Origin of the sequence: Clostridium sp. AM25-23AC, assembly GCF_003435125.1 — a bacterium.
Classification (GTDB): Bacteria; Bacillota; Clostridia; order Lachnospirales; family Lachnospiraceae; genus Pilosibacter; species Pilosibacter fragilis.
Genome location: NZ_QWGI01000013.1, coordinates 36,970 through 54,618, shown reverse-complemented (window position 1 = coordinate 54,618; position 17,649 = coordinate 36,970). Strand labels below are relative to the sequence as shown.

Sequence of the window (17,649 nt, the reverse complement as noted above, 5' to 3'; positions counted from 1 at the left end):
TAACACATACATGCACATGAGAGGAGGTGAATATATGCTGGAGGAAGTTGCGAAAGATGCCTGGGAGTATGGGCGAAAATTTCTGCTGCAGGGAAAAGTCGCAGATTATATCCCTGAGCTTGGGAAAGCAAATCCAGTACATTTTGGACTATGTATTAAAACAGAAGATGGCCGTCATATCGAATTTGGCGATTCCGAATGCCGTTTTACTATACAGAGTATCTGTAAAATTGTTTCCCTCGCAGCAGCACTGCAATACATCGGTGAAGAAAAGGTCTTTAAGAATGTGATGATGGAACCGTCCGGGGATGCGTTCAATTCAATTTTAAAGCTTGACACAGCGAGCAACCGCCCGTTCAATCCAATGATCAATGCTGGGGCCATTGAAGTTGTAAGTCTTCTGGCAGGGCGTTTCTCTTTCGAGAAGATGCTGGAATTTATCCGCACCTTATGTAATGACAATGAAATCGTTCTGGATGAATCCGTCTACCGCTCCGAAAAAGCGACCGGCGACAGGAATCGGGCGATCGGATATCTGTTAAAGAGCAAGGGCGTGTTAAAGGGGGATGTTCTCCAGACTCTGGATCTCTACTTTAAGCTTTGTTCCTTAAGTGTAAACGCCAGATCATTATCCGAATTAGGTCTTCTTCTTGCAAACGGAGGTATTTCCACCACTACCGGAAAACGCCTTCTCGACAAAAAAGTCGTCCGAACATTAAAAACCCTTATGCTGACCTGCGGCATGTACGACCGTTCCGGAGAATTTGCCGTTCGTGTGGGAATCCCATCCAAAAGCGGTGTCGGCGGCGGAATCCTGTCCTGCGTGGGAGGCCGTATGGGAATTGGAATCTATGGACCGGCACTTGACGAAAAAGGCAACAGCATCGGCGGCGGATATACACTGGAATATCTCTCTGAACATTTGAATCTTCACATCCTTGATTCCGCCGATGCAAAAGAAGCATAAAATTAAGTCTTTTAATGCGACATATACAGTTTTCATGTAACTGTTGACTGCTTCATAACCATAAGTAAAAAATTGCCCTCGACAATGGGGCAATTGAGCAAAGAAAGGAAATGACATTATGAAAAACAGCAAACCAACTATTTATGATCCGGCATTTTTACCAAACAACATTTACAGCGGAGTTCCGTCCTGGCTGAATCTTCCGGTTCTTGAAAATGAAAGTGAACTTTCCTCCATGGATGCCGTTGTCACCGGTGTTCCGTGGGAAGGCGGATGCACGATCGGCGGATACTCTTCCTGCACAGAAGGACCGAAAGCAATCCGTTCTGTATCGATCCGCTATACCGGCTATCTTCCGGACTTTGACCTTGATGCATTCGATTACTTAAAAGTCGGTGATTTCGGCGATGTCGCATGCAGAAACGGCGACTATCCGCTCACCTTTGAAGCGATCAGAGAGAGGATCGGCCAGATTGAAGATGCCCACGCACTCCCGATCACATTCGGTGGTGACCATGGAATCGCTTATCCGATCATCAGTGAGATTGCAAAGCGTCATCCGAAACGCGTAGGTGTTCTCCACATTGACGCTCATCTCGACAACTACTCCATCTTCGGCGACGATGAATACTCCAGATGCTCTCCATTCTATCAGCTTTACAACGATCCAAACATGGACTCCACAAAGATCGTCCATATCGGTATCCGTGGTCCGCGTAACCATAAGGAAGAATTCGCAAACGCAAAGAAATACGGTGCAACTGTCATTCTTGCAAGAGAAATTAAAGAGAATGGCTGGAAAGAGTCCATCCGTAAAGCAATCGAGATTGCATCAAAAGATACTGATCTGATGTATATCACTGTTTGCGCTGACTGTCTTGACGCAGCAAGCATGCCGCAGGGACCGCAGGATATGTGCGGATTAACATCTTATGAATTATGCATGATGCTTCACGAGGCCGGACTCGCAGGTGCAAAAGGCATGGATTTCGTGGAGATCTATCCAGATACTCTGAGCTACCAGACCGCCGCACACGATGCATGCTGGGCAACTCTCTATTACCTGAATGGACTTGCAGAGAGAAAGAAAAACGAGGGCGCACAGAAATAGCTTCTGAAAGACGCAGCAGTTCAGCCAATCCCTGGTCGGACTGCTGCTTTTTTATAAAAAGAAACAAAAAATTAATTTTCTTACCGGTCTGTAGCAGCCGGGACTATGTACACATGAAGGAGGAAACCACATGAAGACAATTTACGATGTACCGATCATTTTGAGAAGAGAAATTGAAGCGCTTATGGTCAAGCCATTTATCGACGCGTTTGAAAAGGAACTCGGACATGAAAAAACATATGAGATCGTAAAAAAAGTCATCTACGACATCGCCTTTAAGGAAGGTCAGGAATATGCGGAGCTCTTCGGAAGAAATGACCTGCAGGCGATCCGTATGCAGATGGAACCCTGGTCCTCGAACGGTGCCTTAAAACTTGCATGGAGTGGCGATGGTAAAAAACATCTTTGTGAAGATGTTCTGGAATGTCAGTATGTTGCCATGTATGAACGTATCGGGATGAAGGATCTCGGAGCTGTCTTATCCTGCGGACGCGATGAACCGTTTTATAAAGGCATGAATTCCAAGATCAAAATGACAAGAACAAGAACTCTGATGGAGGACGGTAAATGCTGTGATTTTGTATTTGATCTGGAGGAATAGCTGTGGACGTTCTGAAATTCGTAAAAGCGAAAAATGACTATCTCGGCAAGATCGAGGGCGGTGGACTTTCTTGAAAATTCAAATAACGAATGACATCATATTCCCCTATATCCCCCATTCCTTGCTGGGGAAATTTTCAGAATTCCATGACAGTTAAAAAGTGGGACTACTCACCGACGCTTTGCTCGCCGGACAGCAATCCCACTTTTTATTTATTGATTTCTCTGTATATGATTTTTATTATTTTTGCGAAATATCAGGCGTTCTTTTCCTTCTCTTCTCTCTCCTCGCGCTCCCGCTCCGCCTGGGACTTTCTCAGGTAGTCCGGCTTATGCTCCATGGCAGTCTCCGTCTTTCCCTCCGCAAAATAGACAGCACCGAGAGCGGCCACAGATGCGGCTCTCTGGCGGTTTACATGCGCCGGGGCAAGATCATAAGGCACGGTCATCTTCTCCGCGATCTGCTTCTCGTAAACAGGCACACCGTCACCTAAGAAGATCACGCGCTCGCCCATCGCGTTCAGTTTTTCGATCAGCTCGCCCATATCCATCGCATCCTGATCCATCACGGTCTCAAATTTCTTCTCAAAGCGATAGATTCCCGTGTAGACCTGGTTTCTTCTCGCATCCATGATCGGACAGATCAGTCCGGATGCACCGAACAGGTTGTACGCTGTCGCGTCAAGCGTCGGAACATGGATCAGCGGCTTATTTAATGCCAGTCCAAGTCCCTTCGCAGTCGCAGAGCCGATCCTGAGTCCCGTAAAGGATCCCGGACCGCCTGACACCGCGATCGCATCGATCGTGTTCAGATCGATCCCGACAAATTTTACCATCTCATCGATCATCGGCAGCAGAGTCTGGGAGTGGGTCATCTTGAAATCCACCGTATACTCCGCCATCGTGATCCCGTCCTCATAGATGGCCGCCGATGCCACCAGTGAGGAGCTCTCAATTCCTAAAATCCGCATCTATTTGTCCTCCACCGTGATCTTTCTGTAATCAAAACCTTTCTCCAGGTTCTTTTCGATGGTGACAGTCTTCACATGTTCCGGCAGGATCTCCTCGATCATGTTTGACCACTCGATGAGCGTCACGCCTTCCCCGTAGAAGCAGTCTTCGTATCCGACTTCATCCATCTCGCTGATGTCGCCGATCCGGTACACATCGAAATGGTACAGCGGCATTCTTCCGCTGTCATACTGCTGGACGATCGTGAAGGTCGGGCTGTTTACCGGCTCCGTGATTCCGAGTCCCTCAGCAAAGCCCTTCGTAAAAACTGTTTTCCCGACGCCAAGATCACCGTTCAGGCAGATCACTTCGCCTGGCTTTGCCTGTTCCCCAAGCATTTTTCCAAAGGCGAAGGTCTCCTCCGGTGCGTTTGTTTCCTTTATCATACCTTTAATCCTTTCGTCTTCTTCGGCGGAAGATTCCGCTTGCAGAAATCGACAAACTCCTGTTTTCTCCCTTCAATGGACCGGAATGGCACAAGATATCCGTTTGTCGGTCCGACCTTGATGATATACATATTCGGGATCCGAACGACTTTCCAGATCTGATCCCATTTCAATTCTCCGGTCACACCGGCCTGTTCAACCCCGATCTGCTCATCCGAAACGTCAAGATTGATCGGCGTTGAGTATCCGGTCGTTTTCGCATGCGCCTTTGCCTTCATCCAGATCATGATCGGCTGGACAAACACAAAAAGGATGATACAGCCCAAAAGCATGACTCTCTGCATCACCGCCACCGAGCTCCATGCGTATCCGAGGATCCCGATGACCAGGATCAGGAACACGAATGTAAAGATCCCGGCAAATCCCGAATACGCGCTGTACATGGAGAAATCAAAAATATCTCTCGCTGTCATTTTTACCTGAATTTTCATACCAGTTTTTCCTCTTCAAATGCCGTCCGGATCCGGTTCATACACTCCTCGATGACGCTGCGCGGGGAAGCGACGTTGATACGCTCAAATCCGCGTCCCTCCTCACCGAAGATATATCCCTCATCCAGAGCGACCTTTGCTTTCTTCTGCATCAGTTCTTCCAGTTTTTTCTCATCCCGGTCAACGTATCCGTTGAGATCAAGCCACGCGAGGTAGGTTCCCTCCGCCTTGACGAGATGGGCCTTCGGAAGGTATTTCTTTAAATATTCGTCGATATACGCGAAGTTTCCATCCAGATAGTCCTTCAGCTGCTCCAGCCACTCTTCCCCCTCTGTGTAGGCCGCGATCATCGCCGTCATACCCAGAGCGGAAGCGCCATCCATGGACAGGCTGCCATTCACATAGTCTTTCCATTTTTTCTGAAGCTCTTTATTGTGGATCACAATGTTGGAGGTCTTCATTCCGGCAAGGTTGAAGGTCTTGCTCGGCGCCGTGCAGACAACGATACGGTCCGCATACTCCGGAGCTACATTCATGATCGGTGTGAAGGTCACGCCGCGGCGGATGAGATCGCAGTGGATCTCATCGCAGATGATCCATTTGTCATATTTTTTACAGATCTCAACCGTCTTTTTAAGCTCATCTTCTGTCCAGACACGGCCTGTCGGGTTATGCGGGCTGCAAACCACGAGAACCTTGTTTGCCGGGTCCGCCATCTTTCGATCGAGATCTTCAAAGTCGATCCGGTAAGCGCCGTTCTCATAGATCAGGGCATTGTCCACCGGAATGCGGCCGTTGCTGTTGGCCTTATTCGTAAATGGATAATAGATTGGGCGCTGGAGGACGATCCCGTCCCCCGGTTCCGTGAGGAGGTTGATGAGCGCTGCATAGGCAGCCACAACGCCCGGACAGAAGAACAGGTTCTCTCTGCTCTCATTCCAGCCGTAGCGCTTTTTCATCCAGCCTGTCACCGCATCCATGCACTCGTCCGCATCGTACATGGTGTATCCGAAGATTTTCCGGTCGATCCGCTCATGGAGAGCCTTTAAGATCGGTTCTGCGCAGGCAAAATCCATATCCGCGATCCAGAGGGAGAGTGAATCCTTGTCCGCTCCCTTTGGCAGGCGCTCAACCTTCACTGCATGGGTTCCTTTACGGTCGATCACTTCATCAAAATTATACTTCATGAATGACTCCTCCATTTCTTCGGCTCGCCGGAATATTCTCCGTCTGGCCCGTGTATTCCGTCAACTAAACGTTCCTTCGTATCGATAGTTTAAAATTTATTCCTCATCCAATATCATAGATAAGGAAATCCTCTTCTTCGCCATATCCACTCCGAGAACCTTCACCTCAACGATATCCCCTACGCTGACCGCCTCAAGCGGATGCTTGATGTACTTCCTGGAAAGCTGGGAAATATGCACCAGACCATCCTGATGGACACCGATATCCACGAAAGCACCGAAATCGATGACGTTTCTTACAGTTCCCTTCAAGATCATTCCCGGCTTTAAATCCTTCATATCAAGGACATCGGTCCTTAAGACCGGCTTCTGCATCTCCTCACGCGGGTCGCGGGCCGGTTTTTCCAACTCTTTCACAATATCCTTTAAGGTCTCCTCACCGACTTCAAGCTCCTCGGAAAGTTTCTTGTAATCTGTGATCTTTTTGCTGATTCCGGCCGCGCCGCCCTTCGCGATCTCCTCCGGTTCAATCTTTGCACGCTTTAATAACTCCAGCGCTGCCTTATAAGACTCCGGATGTACAGAGGTTCCGTCAAGCGGATTGTCCCCGCCTGCAATTCTCATAAATCCGGCACACTGCTCAAATGCCTTCGGGCCAAGCTTTGCGACCTTTAAGAGCTGGCGGCGGTTCGTAAACGCGCCGTTCTCCTCACGGTATGCGACGATGTTCTTCGCGATCACCTTGGAGATACCGGAAATATACTCTAAAAGAGATGCGGACGCCGTATTTAAGTCGACACCCACCTTATTTACGCAGTCCTCAACAACGTTTCCAAGAGCCTCGCTCAGATGTTTCTGGTTCATATCATGCTGATACTGGCCGACACCGATGGACTTCGGATCGATTTTTACGAGCTCCGCAAGCGGGTCCTGGAGACGTCGTGCGATGGAGACGGCACTTCTCTGTCCCACGTCGAATTTCGGGAATTCCTCTGTGGCAAGCTTGCTGGCAGAATATACGGAAGCTCCTGCCTCATTTACGATCACGTACTGGACGTGTTCCGGGATCTCCTTGATAAACTCCGCGATGATCTGCTCGGACTCTCTGGAAGCCGTTCCATTTCCGACGGAGATCAGGGAGATCTTGTATTTCTCGATGAGCTTTTTTAAGGTCTTCTTCGCGTCCTCCACCTTGTTCTGCGGTGCGGTCGGGTAGATGACCACGGTATCCAGGACTTTTCCTGTGGCGTCAACGACTGCTAACTTACAGCCGGTACGGAACGCCGGATCCCATCCCAATACCACGCGGCCTGCGATCGGAGGCTGCATGAGAAGCTGCTCTAAGTTCTTTCCGAAGATCTTGATGGCACCGTCCTCCGCCTTCTCGGTCATGAGATTTCTCACCTCACGCTCAATTGCCGGGGCGATGAGACGGTTGTAGCTGTCTGCGATCACTTCCTGTAAGACCGGAGTTGTCACCGGGTTCTCTCTGGTGATGACCATCTTATTTAAGTAGCGTAAGATCTTCTCCTCCGGAGCCGCGATCTTTACAGTCAGGATCTTTTCCTTCTCACCGCGGTTTAAGGCGAGAATCCTGTGTCCAGCGCACTTTCTTACAAGCTCCTCGTGATGATAGTACATCTCGTAAACGGACTCTGTCTTCTCGTCCTTCGCCGCGGAGACGATAGAACCTTCCTCTTTTGTCACATTGCGGATGTATGCACGGTATTTTGCCACCTCGGAGATGCGCTCCGCAAGGATATCCTTTGCGCCGTCAATGGCCGCTTTCGCGTCTGCAACGCCTTTTTCCTCGGAGACATACTGGGCAGCCAGTGTTTCAATCGGTTCTTTTGTCACCTGCAGCAGGATCGTATCGGCCAGCGGCTCCAGGCCTCTCTCCTTCGCCATGCTGGCTCTTGTCTTTCTCTTCGGGCGGAACGGCAGGTATAAATCCTCCACCGCCACCATAGTCTCGGCTTCCTCGATCTTCTTCTTTAAATCAGCCGTCAGTTTTCCCTGATCCTCGATCGATGCGAGGATCTGAGTCTTGCGGTCTTCAAGACCTCTCAGATATTTTAATCGTTCATCCAGGTTTCTTAATACCTCATCGTTTAAGGAACCGGTTACTTCCTTCCGGTATCTGGCAATAAACGGAATCGTGTTTCCCTCGTCAATGAGCTTCACAGCCGCCTCGACCTGGCTCATTTTCACTCCCAATTCCGCAGTCAGTACGCCTAAAATGTCCATGTTCTTTCTCCTTCTAGTTCTACCCCGGAAAGCATAAAGCCGCCGGAGATGTCATTCTCCATTATAATTCAATCCATGCTCTTATGCAACTTAAATGTGGACATGGACGGCGTTTCATGTTAAACTATACGATAACTGTTCCGTATTATTTTTCTTAAACATCGAGGAGCTGACCAGCCTTTTTTATCAGGGAACAGTGCTATGAGCATTTTGGCGGCAGCGCCGCAGAATTACAACAGGAGGAATTTTCATGGCAGATTACGAAGATCAGAATTCATCTGAATATAAAGATATGAACCAGGAAACACAGGCTGCAGATCAGAATCCACAGAACGGACAGCCGATCCCGCCTCAGAATAACGGACAGGATCCATACTGGCAGAATCCACAGAATGACGGACAGATCCCGCCTCAGAATCCTGGACAGAATCCATACTGGCAGAATCAGCAGAACAGCGGACAGTTCCCACCGCAGAACGGACAGCCGCCGTATTGGCAGAATCAGTACAATAACGGACAACCGCCCTACTGGCAGAACCAGCCGCAGCGCCCGAGACGCGAAAAGAACTCCTTCGCGACGATCTCCCTGATCAGCGGGATCTTCGCTCTCTTAACGCTCTGCTGCTTCGCCTTCCCGGTCGCTATCATCTGCGGCGTCGGGGCAGTCTGCTTCGCCATCATCTCCAAAAAAGGCCAGCCCTTCAGAGGCACCGCAGCAGCCGGAATCATCCTCGGCGTTATCGCCATTCTTCTCGGCATCGGCGAGTTCTTCTATGTACTCACCATCACAAACTTAATGAAAGACCCGGCAAACGCCGCGGCATTCAACGAGTTCTTTGAGCAGTTCCAGCGACAGCTCGGAATAAACTAAACACGAAAGTCACAAAGACCATAGACACATTATTTATCAGATAGTGTCTATGGTCTTATTTCGTACTATAAGTCCGCTCAACCTGGCCACCCGCTCACTCGCAAACTCGCGATTACGCGCTCTATTGCCTGCTTCGCAGGCTGTTTGCACGTTAGTAGCGCAAGGAAAGTAAATCTCTGCTTCGCAGCCGCTTGTATTTCCTCTGCACTCACCAAAAGAAGACCGGCAGAACACGCTCACACGTATTCTACCGGTCTTCAACGATTTCGTATTAAATTAGAATTAAACGAGCTCGATCAGAACTGCCATAGCACCGTCGCCCTTACGCTGACCGATCTTGATGATTCTTGTGTAACCACCGTTACGGGAAGCGTACTTCGGAGCGATCTCGTTGAACAGCTTGTTTGTAAGATCAACTTTCTTTGTGTTTTTCTTCTTACCAGCTGCTGCTGTCGGAACTTCTGTTACGTCATAAAGAGCTTTTACCATCTGTCTTCTTGCATGAAGTCTGGACGGCATGTCCTTCTTGATTTCCTTCTCAACTTCGTCGTATACAGTAACTTTCTTACCGTCAACAACTTCTTTTACTCTCTTGCCGTCAGCGTCCTTGCGGGCAACCTTAGCTGTAACTTTAACAGTCTCGAAGTTATCTTTCTCTTTTACTGCAAGAGCGATCAGGCTCTCAACGATCTTTCTTACTTCTTTAGCTCTAGCCTCAGTTGTAACGATCTTTCCATGATATAAAAGGTTTGTAGCCTGGATTCTAAGTAATGCTTTTCTCTGACTGGAAGTTCTTCCGAGTTTTCTATAACCTGCCATGATTTAATTTCCTCCATTTGTGGAACAGCCGCCCACGCTTCTTTGGACTTACTGGGCTGCCGCCTTTTTCTCCATAATGAGTCGCTCTACGCCCCTTCTGCGCCCTTCGGACTTACCTTCCGGGTGAATGTATCACAACCAAAATTTACTGTTCGTCACTGGAATTGAGCTGTAAGCCCAGTTCTTTTAACTTTGCAAGTACTTCCTCGAGGGACTTGCGACCAAGGTTTCTAACCTTCATCATATCCTCAGAAGTGCGGCTGCAAAGCTCTTCAACGGTATTGATACCTGCTCTCTTGAGACAGTTGTAGGAACGAACGGATAACTCCAGCTCGTCGATGTTCATCTCAAGAACTTTTTCTTTCTCGTTGTTCTCCTTTTCAACCATAACCTCTGCAGTCTTTGCATTCTCAGAGAGGTCGATGAAGAGATTCAGATGCTCGCTTAAAACTTTAGCAGCAAGGCTGACTGCCTCGTCCGGATCCAGTGTTCCGTTTGTGTAGATCTCAAGTGTGAGCTTATCGTAGTCTGTCTGCTGACCAACACGGGTGTTCTCAACAGACATATTGACACGCTCAACCGGTGTATAAATGGAATCTACAGCGAGAACTCCGATCGGAAGATCGTCGCTCTTGTTCTTATCAGCGCTTACGTAGCCACGGCCGTTGGTGATCGTAAGTTCCATGTAGAACTTGCTGTCTGCGCCGCCGCTTAAGGTTGCGATAACCTGATCCGGATTCAGGATCTCGATATCAGCATCTGTCTGAATGTCAGAAGCGTGGATCACACCCTCACCCTCGAACTCGATGTACGCAGTCTTCGGCTCGTTTGTATCACTGTTGTTCTTAATTGCTAAGCTCTTGATGTTCATGATGATCTCAGTTACATCTTCCTTAACGCCGGCGATGGAACTGAACTCATGAAGTACACCATCAATTTTCACCTGGCTGACAGCAGAACCCGGTAAAGAAGAAAGCATGATTCTTCTCAGGGAATTTCCCAGAGTTGTGCCGTAACCCCTCTCAAGCGGTTCTACGACAAACTTTCCGTATCTTTTATCTTCGGAAATCTCAGCAATCTCAATGTTTGGTTTCTCAAAATCGAACACAAAAAGCCCCTCCTTTTGGGTATGCTTTGACAAATGCCACGAAGCGTTCTTTTAGAACACAAAGCATCCGGCCGGAAATGGCCAGATACTTTGTAAAAACCGCTCCGGTGAATTATTTGGAGTATAACTCGACGATGAGCATCTCGTTTACAGGAACGTCGATCTCTTCTCTTGTCGGAAGAGTTTTGATCTCGCCCTTTAAGTTCTCATGGTCAGACTCTAACCATGCCGGAACAAGACGGCCAGCTGTGGTCTCGAGAACCAGCTTGTAGTGGTTGTCGCCTTTGTTCTTTTCTCTGATCTCAACAACATCTCCAGCCTTTACAAGGTAGGACGGGATGTTTACGCACTTGCCGTTTACAAGAACGTGCTTGTGGTCAACGATCTGTCTTGCTTCCTTTCTTGTTCTTGCGAAACCAAGACGGAAGATAACGTTGTCAAGTCTGCGCTCAAGAAGGATCATAAGGTTTTCACCTGTCTGTCCGTTTAAACGCTCAGCCTTATCGTAGTAGTTACGGAACGGCTTCTCCAGAACGCCATAGATGAACTTAGCTTTCTGTTTTTCTCTTAACTGAAGACCATACTCACTGATCTTCTTGTTTGCTCTTTTAGATTCTCTGTTGGATTTTTTATCTATTCCTAAATAAATGGGATCAAGGTCAAGGGATCTGCATCTTTTAAGAACAGGAACTCTATCAACTGCCATTTTACTTCCTCCTAATTAGACTCTTCTACGCTTTGGCGGACGGCATCCGTTGTGCGGAACCGGTGTTACGTCCTTAATGCTTGTTACTTCAAGACCACATGCCTGAAGGGCACGGATAGCAGCCTCACGGCCAGATCCCGGTCCTTTAACCATAACGTCTACGGATTTTAAACCATGTACAAGAGCTGCCTTAGTTGCAGTTTCTGCAGCCATCTGTGCTGCATATGGAGTAGATTTCCTTGAACCTCTAAATCCCAGACCGCCTGCACTTGCCCAAGATAAGGCATTACCCTGTGCATCTGTTAATGTCACGATTGTGTTGTTAAAAGATGACTGGATGTGCGCCTGTCCGCGTTCAACGTTTTTCTTTACACGCTTTTTTGTCACTTTTTTAGCAGTGGACACTTTTTTAGCCATTTTAAACTAACCTACTTTCTCATTTACTGAACCCTGTTTCCTGTCTTTAAAACATGCAACGTGATTCAAAACATTTGTTACTGATAATTATTTCTTCTTGTTTGCAACAGTCTTTCTCGGACCCTTGCATGTTCTTGCGTTTGTCTTGGTCTTCTGACCACGGCAAGGAAGACTCTTTCTGTGACGAATACCTCTGTAGCATCCGATCTCCTGAAGTCTCTTGATGTTTAAAGCGATCTCACGACGTAAGTCACCTTCAACAGTCTGAGTCTCAGCGATTACTGCTGCAATGTTCTTTACTTCGTCATCGGTTAAATCCTTTACACGTGTGTCAGGATTTACACCAGCCGCAGCAAGAATACGGTCTGCACTTGCTCTACCGATACCGTAGATATAAGTTAAGCCGATTTCGACACGTTTTTCCCTTGGTAAATCAACACCTGAAATACGAGCCATGAGTGGTACCTCCATTTAAATATTGTAGAAATAGTTATTGCCGACACAACAACGCACTCTCGCGTTTCATGTCAAAGCCGCGCGAAAAAATACAGGCAAATTGCGGCATCAGCCCTGTCTCTGTTTGTGCTTAGGATTTTCACAGATAATTCTGATACTGCCTTTTCTCTTAATAACCTTGCACTTCTCGCAAATCGGTTTTACTGATGATCTTACTTTCACAGTAATTCTCCTTTCCTTCGTAGTCCGCTTCCCTTTACTGCCGGAAACACACCGATTCCGTGCCATCTGGGAACGGCATTACGGGTTGCTATACCTGTATAAAAAGCACCTGAAAATGGGCATAATACAAGCGTTCCAACAAAGTTCGCTTGAGCATTATAACACTTCCTTGCCGGAAAATCAAGCGTTTTTATTGGTTTTCTTCAACTTTTTTAGCCCTTTGTCAAGGATACTATTTATCTCTCCAAATAATACGTCCCTTGGATAAATCGTAAGGGGACATCTCTAATGTTACCTTATCACCCGGAAGAATACGGATGTAGTTCATACGCAGTTTTCCACTGATGGTAGCTAATACCTTGTGACCATTCTCAAGTTCAACCTGGAACATAGCGTTCGGCAGCTTCTCAACAACGACGCCTTCGATTTCGATTACGTCAGCCTTAGACATAAAATTTACCTCCTGTTTCGTTTCTTAATGATCTGGACATGCTTTTTATTTTTCCGGAGGACCCGGCCGTTTTCTGCAAGCAGAGAAACGTATGTTCCAAGATCCTCCGATATGACATAAATTTTATCCTTGTCATTTCCGGCAATCGATCTTGCCAGGAATCCCGGGGTCATTTCCATGCTGGACCCTCCTATTCAAGGCCCGGGCGCAGGGAAAGGATCTCCGGCTCGCCCTCAGTGATGAGGATCGTATTCTCATAGTGAGCGGACAGGGCATGATCTGCTGTAACAACGGTCCAGTCATCGTCCATCCAGATTACATCCGGTGTGCCGGCATTGATCATCGGTTCAATGGCCAGAGTCATACCCGGCTGTAAAAGGATTCCCCTTCTCTTTGTCGCAAAGTTCGGGACCTCCGGATCTTCATGAAGGTGGGTACCAATTCCATGTCCAACCAACTCGCGGACAACGCCATAGCCGAATTTTTCGGCGTATGCCTGGATTGCCGTGGAGATATCATTCAGATGATTGCCTGCTTTCGCAAATTTAATACCTTCGTAAAAGCACTGTTTTGTGACATCCATCAGTTTCTGTGCTTCCGGGGAGACGTTTCCTACTGCCCAGGTGCGGGCTGCGTCGGAATGGTATCCCTTATAGATCGTCCCCGCATCAAGGCTGACGATATCGCCATCCTTTAAAATACGGTGCTTATTCGGGATTCCATGTACGATCTCATCATTTACGGACACGCAGATGGATGCAGGATATCCATTGTAATTTTTAAAGGAAGGAATACATCCATGGCTGCGGATCAGACGCTCTCCCAGCTTATCGATGTCCAGAGTGGACATTCCCGGGTGAACAGCTGCATGCAGCTCCTCGTGCACCTGCGCCAGAATTTCTCCGGCTTTTCGCATCAGTTCGATCTCTCTCGGCGATTTAATTGTTACTGCCATTATTTTAAGCTCCTAAAATCTTTGTGATAGCCTCAAATACCTGTTCCATATTCTGCGTTCCGTCTACGGTGTAGAGAACGTGCTTATCCGCATAGAAGCTGATGAGCGGGCGCGTCTGCTCATGATAAACAGAAAGACGTTTTGTAACAGTCTCCGGCTTATCATCGTCTCTTAAAATGAGTTCAGCGCCGCACTTGTCGCAGATGCCTTCCTTCTTCGGAGCAGCATATACGATGTGATAAGTCATTCCGCACTTTACGCATGCACGGCGGCCTGCCATACGGGTAACGATCTTTTCGTCCGGTACGTCAACATCGATCGCGAAATCGATCGCCTCTCCCTTTTTGGCAAGAGCCTCTGTGAGGGCCTCTGCCTGCGGGATCGTACGCGGGAAACCATCGAGAATGTATCCCTTTTCGCAGTCCGGCTGGCTGATTCTGTCCATAACAAGATCAACCGTCAGTTCGTCCGGAACAAGAAGTCCCTGGTCCATGAATGCTTTTGCCTTCTTGCCAAGCTCTGTTCCGTTCTTAATGTTTGCCCGGAAGATGTCTCCGGTGGAAATGTGCGGGATTCCGTACTTTTCCGCGATTCTCTGTGCCTGGGTGCCTTTTCCGGCTCCCGGTGCGCCCAACATAATGATTTTCATAATTGTAATTTCCTCCACTCGTCCTAAAAAACCGAAAAAGCGGGCGAAAAGCATCTTTCCGCCCGCTCCGATTTTCAGCACGCAGCTGCTGCTATTTCTCTATTTGATCAATCATTTAAGAATCCCTTGTAATTTCTTACAAGCATCATAGACTCCACAGCCTTGATCGTCTCGAGGATTACACCTGCAATAATGATCAGGGATGTGCCGCCGAAGGAAAGATTGCCGACAGAGAAGAGACCGGATGCGATGATCGGGATAATGCACACGATCACCAATCCGCAGGCACCGATAAATACAATATAGTTTAAGATATTGTTGAGGTAGTCTGAGGTTGGCTTACCTGGGCGGATGCCCGGGATAAAGCCGCCGGACTTCTTCATATTATTAGCAACTTCCAGCGGGTTAAACGTAATGGACGTATAGAAATACGCGAACAGTACGACTAATACGATATATACGAGCATACCAATGGAGTAAGCCGGAGCTTCCGGTTTAAACCAGTTGGATGAGCTCAACGCTAACAGGATCTTTCCACCGATGGTTGAATAATCAACGTGGAAGAACTGAGCGATCATAACCGGCATTGACATGATGGAAGAAGCGAAGATGACCGGAATAACGTTCGCGGTGTTTACCTTCAACGGAATGTAGGTAGACTGTCCGCCGATCATTCTGCGGCCCTGCATCTTCTTGCTGTACTGTACCGGGATCCGGCGCTCTGCATCGTTTAAAACGAGGACAAAGACAACGATCGCAACGATAATTGCCAGTACAATGATGCCTGATACAGTTGCGACTGCAACTGATCTGCCTGCCATAAAGCGCTCATATAATGTCATCATATCCTGCGGAGTACCAGATACGATATTGATCAGAAGTACGATGGAAATACCGTTTCCTACTCCATTGTCTGTAATCCTCTCGCCAATCCACATCAGAAGAGCGGAACCTGCGGTCATAGCGGCTACGACCGTAAGATATCCCCAGATGTTACGGTGGTCTTCGAGAAGAAGTCCCTTTCCGCCAAGGCCAACTGCCATTGCGCAGGACTCAAAGAGAGCCAGGCCGACGGTAAGATATCTGGTGTACTCTGCAATCTTCTTTCTTCCATCCTCACCGTCCTTCTGCATTTCCTCAAGCTTCGGAATTGCAATTGTGAGTAACTGCATAATGATGGAAGATGTGATATACGGGGTGATACTCAATGCGAAGATAGACATGGAGGAGAAAGATCCTCCTGTGATCGCATTAAAGAATCCCATTCCAGAGTTCTGCAGATTTGAAAAGAAATCATGCAGATAGCTCGGATCAACGCCCGGTATCGGAAGACAGCAGCCGATTCGGATGACTACAAGCATCATAAAGGTGTAAAGAAGTCTGTCGCGGACTTCTTTCACCTTAAATGCTTTCTGTAAGGATTTTAACATATTAGATCACCTCGCAGGTTCCACCTACTGCCTCAATTTTAGCTTTTGCGCCTTCACTGAAAGCATTGGCTTTAACGACAAGTTTCTTTGTTAACTCTCCGTTACCAAGAATCTTAACGCCGTCCTGCGGGTTTTTGATCACACCTGTCTCCAGTAATGTCTCAACGGATACTACGGAGTCATTCTCAAATCTCTCTAATACACTTACATTAATTCCAACGATCTCCTTGGAGTTGATGTTTGTAAATCCTCTCTTCGGAAGACGTCTGTATAACGGCATCTGGCCGCCCTCGAAACCAGGTCTCGGTGCGCCGGAACGTGCCTTCTGGCCCTTATGTCCCTTACCAGCTGTCTTACCATTTCCAGAAGCGTGGCCACGACCTCTTCTGAAACTATCACTATGCTTAGATCCTTCAGCAGGATGTAAATTAGATAAGTTCATCACTGCACCTCCTTACTTTATATCAATTAGATTTCTTCAACTTTAACCAGATGTCTGACATTCTGGATCATGCCTCTAACTGCACCATTATCCGGCATCTCGACAGTCTTGTGCATCTTCTTTAAACCAAGTGCTTCGATTGTCGCTCTCTGCTTCGGAACAGCGCCGATAGGGGATTTTACTAATGTGATTTTTAACTTCTCTGCCATTTTATTATCCTCCTATTAGCAAACAACGTCTTCAACAGATTTGCCGCGGTTCTTAGCAACCTCTTCTGGAGTCTTTAACTTTGTAAGACCTTCGATTGTTGCGAGAACTACGTTTGTCTTGTTGTTGGAACCTAAAGACTTTGTACGGATGTTCTTGATGCCTGCAAGCTCTACTACGGAACGAACCGGACCACCAGCGATGATACCAGTACCTTCCGGAGCTCTCTTGATCAGTACGGAAGCGCTTCCGAACTCGCCAAGGAAGTCGTGCGGGATGCTCTTGTTCTCATCCATCGGGATCTCTACAAGGTTCTTCATAGCAGCTTCTTTACCTTTACGGATAGCTTCCGGAACCTCACCTGCTTTACCAAGGCCTGCGCCTACGTGACCATTGCCGTCTCCTACTACTACCAGAGCGGAAAATCTCATGGTACGTCCACCTTTAACAGTCTTGGATACGCGCTTAATGGCAACAACTTTGTCATTTAACTCTAACTGACTTGCGTCAATGATTGTACGCTTCATGCTGTTTTCTCCTCTCTATTAGAATACGAGACCAGCCTCACGGGCTGCATCTGCTAATGCCTGAATCTTACCCTGATAAATGAAACCGCCTCTATCGAAAACGACCTCTTTGATGCCTTTCTCGATTGCTCTCTTAGCTACTACGGTTCCGATATATGCAGCTGCATCAACGGTATCTGTGTTCTCTAACTCTGCTTTGATCTCTTTCTCAAGAGTGGAAGCAGATACTAAAGTATGTCCAACGGAATCGTCGATGATCTGAGCATACATATGATTATTGCTTCTGAACACTGCTAAACGCGGTCTCTCTGCTGTACCAGCAAAGCGATTGCGTAATCTATAGTGTTTTTTTCTGCGGATTTCGCTTCTTGACTGCTTGCTAACCATTT

General features: G+C 47.6%; 24 protein-coding genes. 4 read left to right on the top strand and 20 right to left on the bottom strand.

Translation table 11 applies throughout. The features are described from left to right. Nucleotides 1-34: 34 nt before the first annotated feature. The 3 genes from glsA (at nt 35) to DW677_RS09505 (ending at nt 2,679) form a co-directional block, all read left to right on the top strand. Complete coding sequence (glsA, locus tag DW677_RS09515) at nt 35-967, top strand: glutaminase A (RefSeq protein ID WP_117470165.1); 933 nt, start codon at nt 35-37, stop codon at nt 965-967. A gap of 118 nt (nt 968-1,085) precedes the next feature. Next, entirely contained in the window at nt 1,086-2,078 is a 993-nt protein-coding gene (locus DW677_RS09510; protein WP_117567043.1) for an agmatinase family protein, read from the top strand. A gap of 130 nt (nt 2,079-2,208) precedes the next feature. After that, on the top strand, nt 2,209-2,679 hold the full coding sequence (locus DW677_RS09505; RefSeq protein WP_117567041.1) for an L-2-amino-thiazoline-4-carboxylic acid hydrolase: 471 nt from the start codon (nt 2,209-2,211) through the stop codon (nt 2,677-2,679). A 256-nt stretch (nt 2,680-2,935) separates the two neighbouring features. Here the strand turns inward: DW677_RS09505 and tsaB are convergent, their stop codons facing one another. From tsaB to DW677_RS09480, 5 genes are all read right to left on the bottom strand, one after another. After that, complete coding sequence (gene tsaB, locus DW677_RS09500; protein WP_117567039.1) at nt 2,936-3,649, bottom strand: tRNA (adenosine(37)-N6)-threonylcarbamoyltransferase complex dimerization subunit type 1 TsaB; 714 nt, start codon at nt 3,647-3,649, stop codon at nt 2,936-2,938. After that, nucleotides 3,650-4,075: a tRNA (adenosine(37)-N6)-threonylcarbamoyltransferase complex ATPase subunit type 1 TsaE gene (gene tsaE / locus DW677_RS09495; RefSeq protein ID WP_117514264.1), complete on the bottom strand. Its 426-nt coding sequence runs from the start codon at nt 4,073-4,075 to the stop codon at nt 3,650-3,652. After that, a complete protein-coding gene (locus DW677_RS09490; protein ID WP_117567037.1) occupies nt 4,072-4,566 on the bottom strand; it encodes a YcxB family protein in 495 nt (164 codons plus the stop codon). The genes tsaE and DW677_RS09490 overlap by 4 nt, the downstream gene beginning before the upstream one ends. Next, a complete protein-coding gene (locus DW677_RS09485) occupies nt 4,563-5,753 on the bottom strand; it encodes a MalY/PatB family protein (RefSeq protein ID WP_117567035.1) in 1,191 nt (396 codons plus the stop codon). The genes DW677_RS09490 and DW677_RS09485 overlap by 4 nt, the downstream gene beginning before the upstream one ends. Before the next feature lie 96 nt (nt 5,754-5,849). Further along, nucleotides 5,850-8,000, bottom strand: coding sequence for a Tex family protein (locus DW677_RS09480; protein WP_117567033.1), 2,151 nt, complete (start codon nt 7,998-8,000; stop codon nt 5,850-5,852). A gap of 250 nt (nt 8,001-8,250) precedes the next feature. Here DW677_RS09480 and DW677_RS09475 point away from each other — a divergent pair, with 250 nt between their 5' ends. Next, nucleotides 8,251-8,871, top strand: coding sequence for a DUF4190 domain-containing protein (locus DW677_RS09475; protein ID WP_117470159.1), 621 nt, complete (start codon nt 8,251-8,253; stop codon nt 8,869-8,871). A 282-nt stretch (nt 8,872-9,153) separates the two neighbouring features. On the opposite strand, the gene DW677_RS09470 is transcribed toward DW677_RS09475, so the two are convergent. The 15 genes from DW677_RS09470 to rplR form a co-directional block, all read right to left on the bottom strand. Then, nucleotides 9,154-9,690: a L17 family ribosomal protein gene (locus DW677_RS09470; RefSeq protein ID WP_015553821.1), complete on the bottom strand. Its 537-nt coding sequence runs from the start codon at nt 9,688-9,690 to the stop codon at nt 9,154-9,156. Between the two features lie 145 nt (nt 9,691-9,835). Next, complete coding sequence (locus tag DW677_RS09465; RefSeq protein ID WP_117470158.1) at nt 9,836-10,798, bottom strand: DNA-directed RNA polymerase subunit alpha; 963 nt, start codon at nt 10,796-10,798, stop codon at nt 9,836-9,838. A gap of 112 nt (nt 10,799-10,910) precedes the next feature. Next, nucleotides 10,911-11,504, bottom strand: coding sequence for a 30S ribosomal protein S4 (gene rpsD, locus DW677_RS09460; protein WP_015553822.1), 594 nt, complete (start codon nt 11,502-11,504; stop codon nt 10,911-10,913). A gap of 15 nt (nt 11,505-11,519) precedes the next feature. Next, entirely contained in the window at nt 11,520-11,921 is a 402-nt protein-coding gene (rpsK, locus tag DW677_RS09455; RefSeq protein ID WP_015553823.1) for a 30S ribosomal protein S11, read from the bottom strand. 87 nt (nt 11,922-12,008) lie between these two features. Further along, nucleotides 12,009-12,377 carry a 30S ribosomal protein S13 gene (gene rpsM, locus DW677_RS09450; RefSeq protein WP_015553824.1) on the bottom strand — a complete coding sequence of 123 codons (369 nt, stop codon included), beginning with the start codon at nt 12,375-12,377 and terminating at the stop codon, nt 12,009-12,011. Between the two features lie 108 nt (nt 12,378-12,485). Continuing rightward, nucleotides 12,486-12,599 carry a 50S ribosomal protein L36 gene (gene rpmJ, locus DW677_RS09445; protein ID WP_003022746.1) on the bottom strand — a complete coding sequence of 38 codons (114 nt, stop codon included), beginning with the start codon at nt 12,597-12,599 and terminating at the stop codon, nt 12,486-12,488. Between the two features lie 232 nt (nt 12,600-12,831). Further along, nucleotides 12,832-13,050 carry a translation initiation factor IF-1 gene (gene infA, locus DW677_RS09440; protein ID WP_015553825.1) on the bottom strand — a complete coding sequence of 73 codons (219 nt, stop codon included), beginning with the start codon at nt 13,048-13,050 and terminating at the stop codon, nt 12,832-12,834. 5 nt (nt 13,051-13,055) lie between these two features. Next, on the bottom strand, nt 13,056-13,229 hold the full coding sequence (locus tag DW677_RS18305; RefSeq protein WP_015553826.1) for a hypothetical protein: 174 nt from the start codon (nt 13,227-13,229) through the stop codon (nt 13,056-13,058). Nucleotides 13,230-13,240: 11 nt separating this feature from the next. After that, entirely contained in the window at nt 13,241-14,005 is a 765-nt protein-coding gene (gene map / locus DW677_RS09435; RefSeq protein WP_015553827.1) for a type I methionyl aminopeptidase, read from the bottom strand. Nucleotides 14,006-14,009: 4 nt separating this feature from the next. Beyond that, nucleotides 14,010-14,654, bottom strand: coding sequence for an adenylate kinase (locus tag DW677_RS09430; RefSeq protein WP_117470223.1), 645 nt, complete (start codon nt 14,652-14,654; stop codon nt 14,010-14,012). A 107-nt stretch (nt 14,655-14,761) separates the two neighbouring features. Next, entirely contained in the window at nt 14,762-16,084 is a 1,323-nt protein-coding gene (gene secY, locus DW677_RS09425; protein WP_117470157.1) for a preprotein translocase subunit SecY, read from the bottom strand. A 1-nt stretch (nt 16,085) separates the two neighbouring features. Next, nucleotides 16,086-16,526, bottom strand: a complete 441-nt coding sequence (gene rplO / locus DW677_RS09420) for a 50S ribosomal protein L15 (RefSeq protein ID WP_015553829.1) — start codon at nt 16,524-16,526, stop codon at nt 16,086-16,088. 26 nt (nt 16,527-16,552) lie between these two features. Continuing rightward, entirely contained in the window at nt 16,553-16,735 is a 183-nt protein-coding gene (rpmD, locus tag DW677_RS09415) for a 50S ribosomal protein L30 (protein ID WP_015553830.1), read from the bottom strand. Nucleotides 16,736-16,750: 15 nt separating this feature from the next. Continuing rightward, nucleotides 16,751-17,260, bottom strand: a complete 510-nt coding sequence (gene rpsE / locus DW677_RS09410; RefSeq protein ID WP_015553831.1) for a 30S ribosomal protein S5 — start codon at nt 17,258-17,260, stop codon at nt 16,751-16,753. Between the two features lie 18 nt (nt 17,261-17,278). Continuing rightward, nucleotides 17,279-17,647: a 50S ribosomal protein L18 gene (gene rplR, locus DW677_RS09405; RefSeq protein ID WP_015553832.1), complete on the bottom strand. Its 369-nt coding sequence runs from the start codon at nt 17,645-17,647 to the stop codon at nt 17,279-17,281. Between the last annotated feature and the right edge of the window lie 2 nt (nt 17,648-17,649).